At 42.8% G+C, this 13,506-nt stretch carries 14 protein-coding genes; 6 read left to right on the top strand and 8 right to left on the bottom strand.

Annotated features, from left to right (window positions below; genetic code table 11):
* Together N477_RS06710 and N477_RS26670 are read right to left on the bottom strand one after the other, a co-directional pair.
* The coding region (locus N477_RS06710; RefSeq protein ID WP_196760593.1) for a transposase at positions 1-180 on the bottom strand (180 nt) is incomplete at its 3' end.
* A gap of 346 nt (positions 181-526) precedes the next feature.
* Positions 527-670 carry a transposase family protein gene (locus N477_RS26670; protein ID WP_369122108.1) on the bottom strand — a complete coding sequence of 48 codons (144 nt, stop codon included), beginning with the start codon at positions 668-670 and terminating at the stop codon, positions 527-529.
* Positions 671-863: 193 nt separating this feature from the next.
* On the opposite strand from N477_RS26670, the gene N477_RS06705 reads away from it, so the two are divergent.
* Complete coding sequence (locus N477_RS06705) at positions 864-1,208, top strand: hypothetical protein (protein WP_063362459.1); 345 nt, start codon at positions 864-866, stop codon at positions 1,206-1,208.
* Between the two features lie 237 nt (positions 1,209-1,445).
* On the opposite strand, the gene N477_RS25955 is transcribed toward N477_RS06705, so the two are convergent.
* A complete protein-coding gene (locus N477_RS25955; RefSeq protein ID WP_155731830.1) occupies positions 1,446-1,595 on the bottom strand; it encodes a hypothetical protein in 150 nt (49 codons plus the stop codon).
* 225 nt (positions 1,596-1,820) lie between these two features.
* Positions 1,821-3,125, bottom strand: a complete 1,305-nt coding sequence (locus N477_RS06700; RefSeq protein ID WP_063362458.1) for an anti-phage deoxyguanosine triphosphatase — start codon at positions 3,123-3,125, stop codon at positions 1,821-1,823.
* Between the two features lie 257 nt (positions 3,126-3,382).
* Between N477_RS06700 and N477_RS06695 the strand changes: the two genes are divergently transcribed.
* Positions 3,383-4,207: a glucosaminidase domain-containing protein gene (locus tag N477_RS06695; protein WP_063362457.1), complete on the top strand. Its 825-nt coding sequence runs from the start codon at positions 3,383-3,385 to the stop codon at positions 4,205-4,207.
* A complete protein-coding gene (locus N477_RS06690; RefSeq protein WP_063362456.1) occupies positions 4,197-4,841 on the top strand; it encodes a DUF2987 domain-containing protein in 645 nt (214 codons plus the stop codon). The genes N477_RS06695 and N477_RS06690 overlap by 11 nt, the downstream gene beginning before the upstream one ends.
* Positions 4,842-4,929: 88 nt before the next feature.
* On the opposite strand, the gene N477_RS06685 is transcribed toward N477_RS06690, so the two are convergent.
* Together N477_RS06685 and N477_RS06680 are read right to left on the bottom strand one after the other, a co-directional pair.
* Entirely contained in the window at positions 4,930-6,096 is a 1,167-nt protein-coding gene (locus N477_RS06685) for a putative manganese transporter (RefSeq protein WP_063362467.1), read from the bottom strand.
* A gap of 72 nt (positions 6,097-6,168) precedes the next feature.
* Positions 6,169-7,797, bottom strand: a complete 1,629-nt coding sequence (locus N477_RS06680; protein ID WP_063362455.1) for a M28 family metallopeptidase — start codon at positions 7,795-7,797, stop codon at positions 6,169-6,171.
* Positions 7,798-7,990: 193 nt separating this feature from the next.
* Between N477_RS06680 and N477_RS06675 the strand changes: the two genes are divergently transcribed.
* Genes N477_RS06675 through N477_RS06665 form a run of 3 tightly spaced genes read left to right on the top strand, consistent with a single transcriptional unit; the run spans position 7,991 to position 10,791 of the window.
* Positions 7,991-8,833 carry a DUF3025 domain-containing protein gene (locus tag N477_RS06675; RefSeq protein WP_063362454.1) on the top strand — a complete coding sequence of 281 codons (843 nt, stop codon included), beginning with the start codon at positions 7,991-7,993 and terminating at the stop codon, positions 8,831-8,833.
* On the top strand, positions 8,799-9,587 hold the full coding sequence (locus N477_RS06670; RefSeq protein WP_063362453.1) for an ATP-binding cassette domain-containing protein: 789 nt from the start codon (positions 8,799-8,801) through the stop codon (positions 9,585-9,587). Before N477_RS06675 ends, N477_RS06670 begins: the two co-directional genes overlap by 35 nt.
* Entirely contained in the window at positions 9,580-10,791 is a 1,212-nt protein-coding gene (locus N477_RS06665; RefSeq protein WP_063362452.1) for an ABC transporter permease, read from the top strand. Before N477_RS06670 ends, N477_RS06665 begins: the two co-directional genes overlap by 8 nt.
* Positions 10,792-10,794: 3 nt before the next feature.
* Here the strand turns inward: N477_RS06665 and N477_RS06660 are convergent, their stop codons facing one another.
* Both N477_RS06660 and N477_RS06655 read right to left on the bottom strand, forming a co-directional pair.
* Positions 10,795-11,595 carry a UDP-2,3-diacylglucosamine diphosphatase gene (locus N477_RS06660; RefSeq protein ID WP_046358177.1) on the bottom strand — a complete coding sequence of 267 codons (801 nt, stop codon included), beginning with the start codon at positions 11,593-11,595 and terminating at the stop codon, positions 10,795-10,797.
* Positions 11,596-11,749: 154 nt separating this feature from the next.
* Positions 11,750-13,471 carry a proline--tRNA ligase gene (locus N477_RS06655; protein ID WP_063362451.1) on the bottom strand — a complete coding sequence of 574 codons (1,722 nt, stop codon included), beginning with the start codon at positions 13,469-13,471 and terminating at the stop codon, positions 11,750-11,752.
* Between the last annotated feature and the right edge of the window lie 35 nt (positions 13,472-13,506).

Here is a 13,506-nt window from a genome sequence, read left to right as displayed (position 1 = left end):
CCGAAGTGTCAGGCAAGTTTCAATTGCCAAGTCAGTATATTTATTTGAACGACCACGCCCACCGTGTTTTTCTGCGGTTTGCCATTGTTGAATAGCGTCGTCGCTGAGCCAAATAGCAATATTGCCACGCTGTATCAACGCTCGGTTATAGGCAGACCAGTTCTTAATTTTCTTTGTCATGGTGGCTTGAGTTGCGTTATGTTTTTTGATCTGATCACGCAAAAGGTCAGAAGTTCAAATATTTAGGAAACAAGGCCGAACTTATGTAATAACGACAGCTTAACTCATTGCCTATTTTGCTTCTTTCTAATGAACCGTTTCCGATAATGCTTTTGAATCATGGCTCACAGCACGCTATCTCAATTTTTCTCTATTGCTTTGATAGTTGGCTCACTAAGGCTGTGCACCACCTCATACTTGTCTGGTCAGCTTTGGCAATAGAATACTTTCAATTTTCTTAAGTAACGCATTTATTTAATTACGCTTCTTATAAATTTGTGCTTGCCCAAAACTACGCCTTTTTCATTCAAAAGGAAAATGAATCTTTAAATTGGGTTATGTCTATACGGCTAATAACTCTGTCAATAGTATCGTGATGAGGAATGCCATTTTTAAACGGTACAAACGGTTGGTAATATGACATCAATGAGCTTGTGAACGATCTGATCACGCACAAGGTCAAAATTTCAACTATTTAGGAAACAAGGTCTTACTCCTGTGGCTAGGGTTGGTTGTTTGATTTTTAAAAGGATATTAAAATACAAAGGTATAATGTAATCGTTATAGGCACTGGGTCTATCAATGTTGATATAAGCGAGCAAGTTGAAGCATTTGACTCATCTTGGCACCAAGTGTGCTGGTTTATGGTTATCAAGTCGTTGCAGGCTATGAAAATTGCCCAGCAGTTTCCCTATCTCAATTTAACTCACCTCAGTCAAGCTATGCTGACCGACCCAAAGCAAAATAATTTCAAAGAAATACTATTTAAAGCGACAAATCGAAAAGGAAAAGTAGATTTTGGCGATAGAATAGAAAGGAATATTGAAAACAAACAGATCATTCCAAGAATTGATCAGCGCTATCGAGCTACGGTTTTATCAGAATTCTTAAAGCTAGGTAAACCTGAATGTAAACCAGTATGTCCCAAGTTCAGGGTTGCTTACTATGCACTACTTCATCGAAAGGTTTCAACATGTCACTATAATTGAGTTTGGTTTTAAAGGTTGGAAACGAGACTCTTGGGCTCAAGAAAAGCAATATGTCGATAAACTGGTTAAACAAGGTAAGATTGAATTCCTAAATTTAAATTTATCATTATTTAATTTAATTTAATTATTTTTATACAAATAAATCATTTAAATAATTTATTTTATGCTGGGTAGTGTATTTTTATTTAAGCCGTATAGGTTAAAAATTTTATCGAACATATACGGCTAAGCCGTTATTTATGGTTCACAACGATGCCAACCGGTTGTGCATTCCCATGTTGCGTACCATCTGCGTCCACCATTGACTTGTTTAGTTACTTGCTTGTTTAGTGCCGCACTGTCATTAGACAAGTTTTTTAAGTTGCCTTTTTGTAGTTTTAATTTCATTGTTAGTCCTTTTTGATATGAGTTAATACCATACACAGGCTAGCATTTGTGTATGAAATGTAAGTTAAACATTCGTGACAACCCAGCGAGTGAGTAAAACGATGTGCCTGATACAAACAGGTCTCACCTTTTTCTGTGAGGGTATTGAAGTTATTCCTTCATTACTTGACTGACAAGAGTACAGACAAGGCTCTACCACTTCACCTGAGTCACACCCCAACAGGTCTATAATCTCGCCATACTATTGCCAAATAAACGTGCATGACAGCGTCTTGCGTATTCATCAGTCATGCCAGATAAATAATCTGCAAGCACTCGCATTTTTGCCGTGTCAGTTTCAGCATGCTCGTACTGAGATTGAGCTGTATAAGGGAGTAAACGCATTGGATCGCTGGAAAATGCATCGAATAAATCAATCAACATATTCTGACCACTAAACTCAATCTGCTGCATAGTCGGTTCACGAATGAGTCTTTGATAAACAAATTGTTTAAGGACCTTTAGGATGGCTTCAAACTCACCATTGAGCTTAACTGTATTTTTGAGCAAGGGGTCGTCAAACTCTGCATCGTGTTGTACCAAAGCACAGTGCACAATGAAGATGTTGACGAGTTCACCAATGGCATCTTTTCGAAGCGGTTCATCATCAGAGAAAAGGCGGTGCGTTAAACTAGACAGGTTTTGCTCAAGCCAAGGGGAGTTAATTTTTTTAAATTCAGGCATCGCGTAGTTATACCAATCGCGCTCACTGAGTGTGCCAGTGGCAATCGCATCTTCTAAATCATGCACAGCATAAGCAATATCGTCTGCATATTCCATGATCGCCGCATCAAGGGATTTGTAGATAGTCTTAGATTTAAATTCATCAATGGGATTGTGTGTTGTGAAAAGGGCTTTATCTTTGTTGGACAAAGGCGACAATATCCAATCAAAAACGTCTTTATCGCAATCATAAATGCCCTTAGCGGGAAACCATTTTTGCGTATAGATAAAGCGCTGATGCGGGTTAATACTTTTTGGCTTAAGCTGCAATGAAGAGATGTGCGCTGGATACTTTATAAAACCGAGCAGCGTGCGTCTGGTCAAGTTCATACCATAGCCATTTGAATAGGGCTCTAACTTAGTGACGATCCGCAGTGTTTGCGCATTGCCTTCAAAGCCTCCGTAATCACGCATCAAATAATTGAGGGCAATTTCTCCACCATGGCCAAAAGGCGGATGACCAATATCGTGGGCAAGACAGATGGTTTCAATGAGGCTAGCAGAGGGGAAGTGCTCAAAGTCAGGGTTTTGCAGTTTAAGGTGACGCAATAGGCCTGTGCCTATTTGAGATACTTCTAGTGAATGTGTTAGCCGTGTCCTGTAAAAGTCATTTACACCAATGCTCATGATTTGCGTCTTTGATTGCAGGCGCCTAAAAGCAGCTGCATGGATGATCCGAGAGCGGTCTACTTGCCATGCTGAGCGATTATCATTGGGGCGATTCTTTACTTGATCTAGCAATCTTTGTTGCCATACGGGCTGGGTCATAAGGTACTCTACGTGGCTGGTTATTGTCTTATTCCATCTTTGTAAGCTAAGTATAGCGATGCAAAGTTAAAAATGTAATTACTTGGTGTGACTGGAAAAAAGCTTATTTTAGCGACGGATTGGCGTAAATTCGCGTTTAACTGCGATTGTTGCTATAATCGGTCGCCGTTTTATGAGATGAACTAAGTACAACGAGTCTTTCTCTGACAAAGGAAGTTCAGATAGCTCGTTTGGTAGGTACTAGTGAGAGGAGAATCATGCGTTCTAATTTGATCAAGATTTTATTAATTGCAGTTTCTTTGTACGCAATTATATATCCATTTATAACCGAACCACCGGAAAAGCCAGAGCCAGTAGAAGTACCAGAAGTTATCGTTGAGATCCCTGAAATCGAATTACCTGAGCAGCCATTACATGATGTGCAGCTACCTGACTTTGCGTCTATTAAAGACATTGCGACTAAGAAAAAGACCTTTTTCGACTTCATTAAACCTCATGTAGAGGCCGAGAATAAGGTCATTTTGCAACAAAGAGCCAGCATTGAAATTGCATTGATGATGTTGCAGTTTGATGAGTCACTCAGTGATGTGCAGATTGAGCGTGTAGAGTCTATCTTTCAACTTTATAAGATAGATCAAGAAGAGATCACTGTTCAGAGTTTAAAATTGGCCCTTGATAGAGTTGATATTATCCCTAAAGAGTTAGCATTAATGCAGGCGGCCAATGAGTCTGCTTGGGGTACATCTCGATTTGCACGGATTGGTTTAAACTTTTTCGGTCAGTGGTGTTACCGTACAGGGTGCGGAATGATCCCGAAGCGCCGTGCTGATGAGGCCGCACATGAAGTGGCGGCATTTAAGTCGGTTAGGGCATCGGTTACCTCGTATTTTAGAAATATAAATACCCATGATGCTTATCGTGAACTTCGCACAGTTCGTGCGCAGCTTAGAGCGGATAAAAAAGAGATCACCGCGACGGCGCTGACGCCGGGTTTAATGTCATACTCTGAACGTGGACAAGATTACATTGAAGAACTCAATGATATGATCAGACATAATAAGGCTTATTTTGATGAAGAATAGGATCTTACCACTGCTGCTGTTGTCTAGCAGCTTTGGTTGTTTCGCAGAAGAGTTTGTGGCCTCTTATGAAGGCTTTTATGACCGTCTTAAGGTGGTCAAAAAAGGTGATTTCGAGTTTGCTCGAGTGAATTTCTATTTGGTTGAAGGTGAAAGTAAAAAGCCATGCACCATTGCAGAGGGAAACATAGTTACTGAGCAAACTTCAATGCCGCTGCACTACACTGAACATGCACAGTTAATGTTACCCATTGACGAAAAGCTTGATAAAGACAAAGCAGTGGTAGTAGTAAAACCTGAAACAGCGGCTTATTGTGAGATTAAGATCCAAATTGAATCTGCATACTTCTCTAATCAACACCTTACTAAACACAAGTTATACCAGTTACACACTGAGTTTGAGACATTATTGAGCGATCTGTCAGGTGTATTTGTGGGTAAGCTATTATCTTTTATGTTACCTGACCAAAAAGGTGTTACGGTGGAATTTGCAAGTAACGTCGCTTTAAGTGGTGAGGGCGTTAGCTGTGAATTGAACCGTTGTCGATTTAATATCAATGATAGCTGGGAAAATGATAATACTCGATTTAATGTGCTTGCAAACTTGGTCAGTGTTAAACCTTGGATAGAAAAGTAACCAAACCAGTTCGATAAATAACAGATATGAAAAAGCGACCATGAGGTCGCTTTTTTGTTCTGGTTGTGAATATGCGAATTGAAATAGGTTAGGGTAGGTTCCAGTAGTAAATACCGTACCCGACAAACAAGGCGGGTATTGCTGAATAGGCTGTTGCTAACAGTGCTGCTTTTGGCGCAAGGGCAATCGCTGGAAACAACGCATCGCCATCATTTGCGACAGCATTTGCCGCCAGAGCACTAAATGGCAATACACCTTGAATATATAAACTTGTTACTACAATTTGTGGACCACATCCGGGTAAAAGCCCAATCATAATCGCAATGAGCGGTGCGTAAATCGCATACTCTGTAAACCAAGCTGCTAAGTCTAAGCCGAATAAAGCGACCGATAGTTCGTAAATCATAAAGCTAGCCACTACCCAAGCGGTGACAAAATGCGTGTCTTGAAGGATTTTCGCTAATCGAGAAGGGGGCTTAACCTCTTCTTCTTCTGCCGTAATTTGCTTATAAGTTTTTCCCTTAGAGGACAAAGCCCAAATAACAACCGCGAAGATGGCCATGCCCGCACCGAGTAATTCGATAGGTTGCTCAAATTGTCCTAAGTCCATGTTAAAAGCCATAACAAGTGAAATCGCGATACACGGGAACAAAACAATTTTCCAAACAGGTTCACTCATGCGTACTGCAAAAGTGGGTGGGTCGCAGTCTTCTACTTGTGTGTCATTGGCTTTTGGTCTGCAATAATCGGCTTTGTGAAACAGGTTTACGGCTAGGCCGCTGATGGTACCGACTGCGATGCCTAGTAAGATGATGGCCATGCCTTCAAGCGGCTTTTTTGCTAAAAGTAAAAATGCAGCATCGCCCATGGTTGCGGTCAATACTGCAACAACGGAGGCAAAACTGGCTTGTCCTTTGGTAAATTGGGTTACAACGATGATGGCTCCGCCACAGCCGGGTAATGCCCCAAGCACGGCTGCCATGGTGACTTCAAGCGCAGGAGATTTTTTATTTAAGTAACTGAGTTCTAATTGGGGAAGTTTTTCAACGAGATAGTAGTAAATTGCCAAGGTACCTGCAACAAATACACTGACTTGGAAAAACGCGTCTGCTAACGTGCCTAACGCGATGTCACGGATAGGTGCATAAAATAGAGTTGCTATCAATAATAGCGGGAGTATCAACCGCTTATTTGCTGCCAGATAGGCAAATTGAGAAGCCGCCTTGAACGGGTAAGAACGAGAATATGAGAGCATATAGTGCAACCGGTAACCTAATAACAGTTGCACTTTAGTGTTAAATTAAATGAAAATCAATATCATTTCCATTTATTTTCTTTGGAACTCAGATGTTGCACTCCAAGTAGGCCACGCTTCTTCTTGAGAAATTAAGTAACCAGCTTTGAAAAATAGTTGAAGATCTTGGACTGCGCCACTGAGATCCCACTCTTTTCTGTACCGATCGCATGGCTGATGGTAACAACCACGTAGCACAAGACTCATACGCTTTCGGTATTTGGCTGTGGCATCATCGAATGCTTCATGGCCGCCACCTGCATACATAGCTGGGATCCCCATGTTAGCAAAAGCGAAGTGATCTGAACGGTAGTAAATACCCGCAGATGGGTTTGACTCATTTGAGATTGAACGGTTTTGCTCATCAGCCACTTCTTTAAGTACGCCATCAAGTGATGATTTACCAAGGCCAACAACGCTGATGTCTTTTACTTTACCAAGTAAGTTAAGGGCATCAAGGTTGATATTTGCAACAGTCTGGTTTGCTGGAATGACCGGTGTTTCAGCGTAGAATTTAGAGCCTAATAAACCTTGCTCTTCAGCGGTGACCGCTAAGAAGGTGATCGAACGGTCTGGGCGCTGAGGTAATTTAGCAAAAGCTTCAGCCACTTCGATGATACCGCCTGTGCCTGTTGCGTTATCGTGTGCACCGTTATAAATTTTATCGCCTTTACGGTTAGGATCGACACCTAGGTGATCCCAGTGCGCAGAGTAAATGATGTGCTCATCTGACTTTTTAGCGCCCGGTAGCGTGGCGATGAAGTTATATGATACAGACTTTTTGATAGTGCTTTTAACATCCACAGACGCAGTTAAGTCGCCCATGTCTACGTGATATGCACCTTCAGCAGCTTTCTTTTTGGCATCTTCAAAGTTCAGGCCTGCATCTGCAAAGAGCTCTTTTGCAACATCAACACTGATCCAGCCTTCCACTGCAACGCGGTCCATGTTGTTGTTCTCTTTTTGGAAGCCAAACTGCTCACCGCTCCAAGAGTTCTCAACCACTTCCCATGGATATGATGCAGGCGCTGTTTCATGAATGATGATGGCACCAGCAGCACCTTGACGGCTTGCCTCTTCATATTTGTATGTCCAACGTCCATAGTAAGTCATGGTATTACCGTTAAACACTTTAGGGTCTTTTGTTGCGTAACCTGGATCGTTTACCAGCATAACAACCGTTTTACCTTTTACATCCAGACCCTTGTAGTCATTCCAGCCATATTCTGGCGCATTGACACCGTAACCTACGAATACCAGTTCTGAGTTGTTTAGAGACTGTGCTGGGCTGATGCGGCTTGTGCCCATGACCATGCCCTTTTTATACGGGTAGCTGCGCTCACCGATTTTTAGCGTCATGTTTGGATCGGCTTCGATTGATACCAGCGGTACTTCTTGCAAAAAGCTATTGCCGTTGCCCGGCTCATAACCCAATGCTTTGAAATGTTTAGTCAAATAAGCAAGCGTTAGTTCTTCGCCTTTGCTTGATGGCGCGCGGCCTTCAAACTCGTCAGAGGCAAGCGTTTTGATGTGTTCACCTAGTTGCTCGGCATTAATACTATTATATGCCGTGACAATGTCTTCAGGTGTGTTGCTTTTTGTCGTTGCACAGCCTGCTAAAATGGCAAGCGACAAAGCACTCAGTGTTAATTTTAGTTTCATGACCTTTCTTTTTTATGAGATTACTTCCGGGCTAATTAATACCATAATTGCAAAGTAAATTCGACTTTAGCCGATGTATGGTGCTAGGTAGATGGAAAAGTACGCAGACGTTATTTATCTTTTTGCGCCGTCGCGTGTATTTGGTAAAATGCGCGCAATAGTACAATTTGCGAAATGAGCACGCATAGATAGCATGAAAAAGTTTACTCCCCCTGAAAATTGGCAAAATCAATTGTTTGCGCAAGCCCCTTTTGCGCATTTACAGGCAACATTTAATTTACAAGCCTTTGATACCTGGCCAAGCTTTGAGTGGTTAAATGCACAGACCAACCAGCAAAACGCACAGGGTAAACACATTGTTTTTACTGAAAACAGTAAGCTGGAAGAAGAAACACGTTACTATGAGGAGATCATTGCGCAAACCGGTCAGGTGCCGACACGAGAGCATAACTGGCATGACTTTTTTGGGGCGATGATCTGGTGCTTATTTCCAAAAACCAAAAGTCTACTTAATAAACTCCACATTGAAGAAATAGCACTGCACGGCTTAAAAGAGCGCAGTCGCAAACGCAATGCGTTAACCTTGTTTGATGAATGCGGATTAGTACTCGCGGTGCCTCATATGCAATGGCAAGAAGATTTGCGTTCGCATTTATGGCATGACGCGTTCTTTGTGCAAAAGGATAAGTGGCATACAGAAGCTCTGCCTTTCGTTTTTGGTCATGCCAATTACGAAATGCTGACTAACCCGTTTATCGGCCTAACGGGCAAGTTGCTGTGTATTCAAGTTGACGAGTCTTTTACTGCTCTCCCTCTACTTGAGCAATATGCGCACTTGGATAGCCGCTTGGTTGAGTTGATCACAATGGATAAGGTGCTGGATGACAATAAACAGATGTCACCCATCCCTTTACTGGGCATACCTGAATGGCACTATGATACGCAAGATGAAGCATTTTATGCGGATGAAAGCTACTTTAGGCCTAAAAGAAGGAAGATAAGTGATAGTAGTAAACGGACTGAAAAAACGCTTTAAGCTCGCCAAAGAGTTAGAAAATACCACCAGTCGTGGCGACGCAAGGCAGCGTGATGGTTTCTTTCATTCTGTGGAAGATGTGTCTTTTCGCTGTGATAGAGGTGAAGTATTGGGGCTGCTAGGCCCCAATGGCGCGGGGAAAACCACCACGTTACGCATGTTATCAACCGCGCTCAAACCTGATGCAGGCAGCATTGAAATATCTGGACATAACATTGTCAAGCACCCCTTGAAAGGTCGAAAAGCCATTGGTTTTTTGTCTGGAACAACGGGTTTATATGGTCGTTTAACCGCCAAAGAGAATGTCGAGTATTTTGCCAAATTGCATGGCTTAAAAGGCAAAGCCCTTAAAGTGCGCTGCGATGAATTGTTTAGCCAATTAGCGATGGATGACTTTTTAGATAAACGCGCTGAGCATTTATCAACGGGCATGAAGCAAAAAACCAATATTGCTCGAGCTGTGGTACATCAACCCGATGTGGTTGTGTTGGATGAGCCAACCACAGGCTTAGATATTATGACCAAGCAAACCATTATTCAGTTTATTCGTGAACTCAAATCGGCGAATACCCCAGTGGTGTTTTCTACACATCACCTTGATGAAATCGCTTTATTATGTGATAGCGTGTGCTTGATAGATAAGGGGCAAAGTCGTTTTTCTGGCAGTATAGACGCGTTTAAAACAGCAGGGCAAAGTACAGAGCTAAACGATGCGTTTTTGAATATTGTTAATCACGGATGTGCAGATGTTTGAAGTGTTTTTAAAGGAAGTCAAAGAGCTACTGCGTGATAGAAAAACCCTGTTTTTTGTCATTGCCCTGCCCATCGTTATCTTTCCTATTTTATTTGCTTTGCTTGGGTTTTTAGCGTCAAAGACCACCTTTGAAGCGGAGCAAAAGGTGCATACTTACTACCTTGCTAATGCAGATCTTTCTCCAGAGTTTGCCCAAATGCTGTTTTATCATAAAAGCTTTAAACCGTATGAAGGGGATGAGCAGTTTGACAGCATCGAGGCATTAAAAGCCGCTGTAAAAGCGGGGAAAATAGATGTAGGTATTGAGATCCCTAAGATGCAAAACAAGCAGGTGAGCGTTTCACCAGAGCAAGCTGTTTGGCATGTGGTATTTAATGATGCTCAATCGATTAACTTTGTATATAAGCGATTGGAAAAGCTGATTAATAAATACGCCGCAGGCATTCGCTCTGCGACGTTAGAAGCTTTAGGGGCGCCTAAAGCGCATCATAGTGCAATTCTAAAACCGATCACCATTACCAAAGTCGATACCGCAGATAAACGTGAAAACTACGGTGAAAAGCTTGGTGCATTAATCCCTTATATGTTGATCCCACTTGTTTTAATGGGCGCAAGTTACCCAGCGATTGATTTGGGCGCAGGGGAAAAAGAGCGGGGTACTCTTGAAACCTTACTGTTGACCCCTGTGACGCGTACGCAACTGGTATTGGGTAAGTTTTTAACAATATTGGCAAGCTCCATCGCCTGTGCCTTGGTGACCGTCTCTAGCATGGCTATTTGGATAAGTATTGCGAGCGGAATAGGGGTGTTAGACACCATCAAAGACGCTTTTTCTAGCGTGACACTTGGGGACTTTATGCTGATTTTTGCACTGTTACTGCCTGTGGCTGTGATGCTCTCATCCTTGGTGTTGGCAATTTCAATCTATGCACGTTCGTTCAAAGAGGCGCAAAACTATATGGGGCCGCTGAGCATGCTGGTGTTTGTGCCCATTGTCGTGTCAGTGATGCCGAATATGTCGCTTAATACCACTACGGCTTGGATCCCCATTACCAACGTATCCTTAGCGATTAAAGAGATCATCAAAGGCACCGTAGACTACAGTGCCGTGGTGATGATTTTTGTTGCCTCAGCACTGCTTGCTGGGGCATTGCTGATGTTTTGTATACGCTGGTTTAGCAAAGAGTCTGTGTTATTTAGATAGCAATTAGGCGGCTTTAACGCCGTCTAAATTTTGTGTGTCTAACTCAACGACGTTCAATACTTTTTGTATATCAGACCAGTGCAGTAATTCAATGCGGCCTTGCTCGTTTTCAACAAGTGCCGTGCAGTTTTCTATCCAGTCACCATCATTGCAATACACAATGCCGTCGGTGACATTAATTCTGGGCTGGTGAATGTGGCCACAGATAATGCCATCCATGCCTTGTTTTTTTGCTTCGTGCACAGCGGCTTGCTCAAATGCCGCAATCGCTGCGCGCGCTTTATGCACTCGGTTTTTAAGCCAAGAAGCCAGCGACCAATAGTGTCCGCCATAGAGCTTACGCACACGGTTGGTCCAACGATTTAAAAACAGCAAAAAGTCATAGGCTTGATCGCCAATAATACTGATTAATTTGTTGTAGCGGGTGGCCGAATCAAAGTCATCGCCGTGTAGCAATAAGAAACGCTTACCTGCAGAGGTGGTATGTACGTATGTGTGGTGCACTTCAACATTAAACAGTGTCATATCCACATAATTGCGAAACGTCTCGTCGTGGTTACCCGGGATATAAATGACACGCGTACCGGACTCTGCTTTTTTCTGAATACATTCTAAAACTTGATAGTGGCTTGGGTGCCAGTAAAACTGCCTTTTTAAAGACCAAAGATCCACGATATCACCCACTAAATACAGGGTATCGCAGCGTGTGCAATTTAAAAAGTCTAATAAGAATTCAGCCTTACAATCTTTGTAGCCAAGGTGCACATCTGAAATCCATATGCTGGGGTAGTAAGTTTGCTCCATCTTGTTTACTCTCAAGCGTAATAATGTCTACGGTAAAGGCACGAGATGACAAACTTTTATCAGTATTGAGACGCTAAGATGACATTTTCTGCAAAGGCAGCAGGTAGAAACAAAAAACGCGCCATTTAGGCGCGTTTTTAAAAGTAGGGGAGAGTTAAGCCATTAGCTTAGTGATTTCAGCAACTGCTGAATCAATGTCTAACATGACTTTTTCACCAGTACGGCGGTTTTTCAGCTCAACCTGATTGTTATCAAGGTTACGCTCACCAATGACTAAGGTGAATGGTACACCCACGAGTTCCATATCGTTGAACATGACACCTGGGCGCTCTTTACGATCGTCAAACAATACTTCAAGACCTGCTGCTTTTAAGTCCGCATAGAACTTTTCTGCGATATCAGGAATACGGTGAGACTTATGCATGTTCATTGGAACGATTGCGATGTCGAATGGTGCAAGGGCTTGAGGCCACTTAATACCAAACTTATCGTGGTTTTGTTCAATCGCCGCAGCCACGATACGTGATACACCAATACCGTAACAGCCCATAGTCATGACTTGGTTTTTACCACTTTCGCCTAGTACGCCTGCATTCATTGCTTCTGAATACTTGCTACCAAGCTGGAAGATATGACCTACTTCAATACCGCGTTTGATTTGCAAAGTACCTTGACCACACGGGCTTGGATCGCCTTCAACTACGTTACGAATGTCAGCAGTTGTGAACTCAGCGACATCGCGGCCCCAGTTAATTCCACTGTAGTGCACACCGTCTTTGTTTGCACCGGCAACAAAGTCAGACATAACAGCAGCGCTGTGGTCAACAATCACTGGCATATCAAGGCCAACAGGACCAAGTGAACCAGGCTTTGCACCAATTGCAGCAACGATGTCTTCTTCTTTTGCCATTTCAAGCGGAGAGTCAACAAGCGGTAGCTTTTCAGCTTTTAGCTCGTTTAATTCGTGATCGCCACGAACGATTAATGCGACCAGACCACGCTCACCGTCTTCGTTTTCAGCGCCGTATACAATCAGTGTTTTAACGCCTTTGTGCGCTTTAACACTGTGTTGCTCAGCAAGCTCTGCGATGGTTTTTGCGTTCGGTGTATCGAAAGTATTTAGTTCTTTGCTTGGCTCTGCGCGCTCAGTTGAAGGCGCCAGTGCTTCAGCTTTTTCGATGTTTGCTGCGTAATCACTTTCAGTGCTAAATGCAATCGCATCTTCACCAGACTCAGCAAGTACGTGGAATTCGTGTGATACGCTACCACCAATTGAACCTGTGTCAGCAATAACTGGACGGTAATCTAGACCTAGGCGCTCAAAAATATTGCAGTATGCTTGGTGCATCACTTGATATGTTTTTTCAAGACAAGCGTCATCTAGGTGGAAAGAGTAAGCATCTTTCATGGTGAATTCACGTGCACGCATTACACCAAAACGCGGACGAACTTCATCACGTACTTTAGTTTGTACTTGATAAAGTGTTAAAGGCAATTGCTTATAGCTGCTTACTTCTTTACGTACAAAGTCAGTGATCACTTCTTCGTGCGTTGGGCCAAGTGCAAATGGACGATTGTGGCGATCGGTAATTCTTAGTAGTTCAGGACCAAACTGTTCCCAGCGGCCAGACTCTTCCCACAGATCTGCAGGCTGAATGACAGGCATCAACATTTCGATTGCGCCAGCTTTTTCCATTTCCTCGCGTACAATAGTTTCTACGTTACGAAGTACTTTTAAACCTGACGGCAACCAAGTGTATAAACCTGAAGCGAGTTTGCGGATCATACCCGCACGTAGCATTAGCTGGTGGCTGACCACCTCGGCATCAGAAGGCGTCTCTTTAAGAGTCGCTAAAATATATTGACTGGTACGCATGCTTGTTCCGTTCAATGTTATGTGTTTTTAATTAG

It is taken from the genome of Pseudoalteromonas luteoviolacea H33-S, from assembly GCF_001625695.1.
In the GTDB taxonomy this organism is placed as follows: domain Bacteria; phylum Pseudomonadota; class Gammaproteobacteria; order Enterobacterales; family Alteromonadaceae; genus Pseudoalteromonas; species Pseudoalteromonas luteoviolacea_B.
Note: the sequence above shows the minus strand (reverse complement) of the source record. Positions and strands in the feature narration are given on the sequence as shown.

Bases quoted from the DNA above. Each gene is read 5' to 3' on its own strand.
- N477_RS06705 (WP_063362459.1), top strand. From the start codon at position 864: ATGGTTATCAAGTCGTTGCAGGCTATGAAAATTGCCCAGCAGTTTCCC.
- N477_RS25955 (WP_155731830.1), bottom strand. From the start codon at position 1,595: ATGAAATTAAAACTACAAAAAGGCAACTTAAAAAACTTGTCTAATGAC.
- N477_RS06700 (WP_063362458.1), bottom strand. From the start codon at position 3,125: ATGACCCAGCCCGTATGGCAACAAAGATTGCTAGATCAAGTAAAGAAT.
- N477_RS06695 (WP_063362457.1), top strand. From the start codon at position 3,383: ATGCGTTCTAATTTGATCAAGATTTTATTAATTGCAGTTTCTTTGTAC.
- N477_RS06690 (WP_063362456.1), top strand. From the start codon at position 4,197: ATGAAGAATAGGATCTTACCACTGCTGCTGTTGTCTAGCAGCTTTGGT.
- N477_RS06685 (WP_063362467.1), bottom strand. From the start codon at position 6,096: ATGCTCTCATATTCTCGTTCTTACCCGTTCAAGGCGGCTTCTCAATTT.
- N477_RS06680 (WP_063362455.1), bottom strand. From the start codon at position 7,797: ATGAAACTAAAATTAACACTGAGTGCTTTGTCGCTTGCCATTTTAGCA.
- N477_RS06675 (WP_063362454.1), top strand. From the start codon at position 7,991: ATGAAAAAGTTTACTCCCCCTGAAAATTGGCAAAATCAATTGTTTGCG.
- N477_RS06665 (WP_063362452.1), top strand. From the start codon at position 9,580: ATGTTTGAAGTGTTTTTAAAGGAAGTCAAAGAGCTACTGCGTGATAGA.
- N477_RS06660 (WP_046358177.1), bottom strand. From the start codon at position 11,595: ATGGAGCAAACTTACTACCCCAGCATATGGATTTCAGATGTGCACCTT.
- N477_RS06655 (WP_063362451.1), bottom strand. From the start codon at position 13,471: ATGCGTACCAGTCAATATATTTTAGCGACTCTTAAAGAGACGCCTTCT.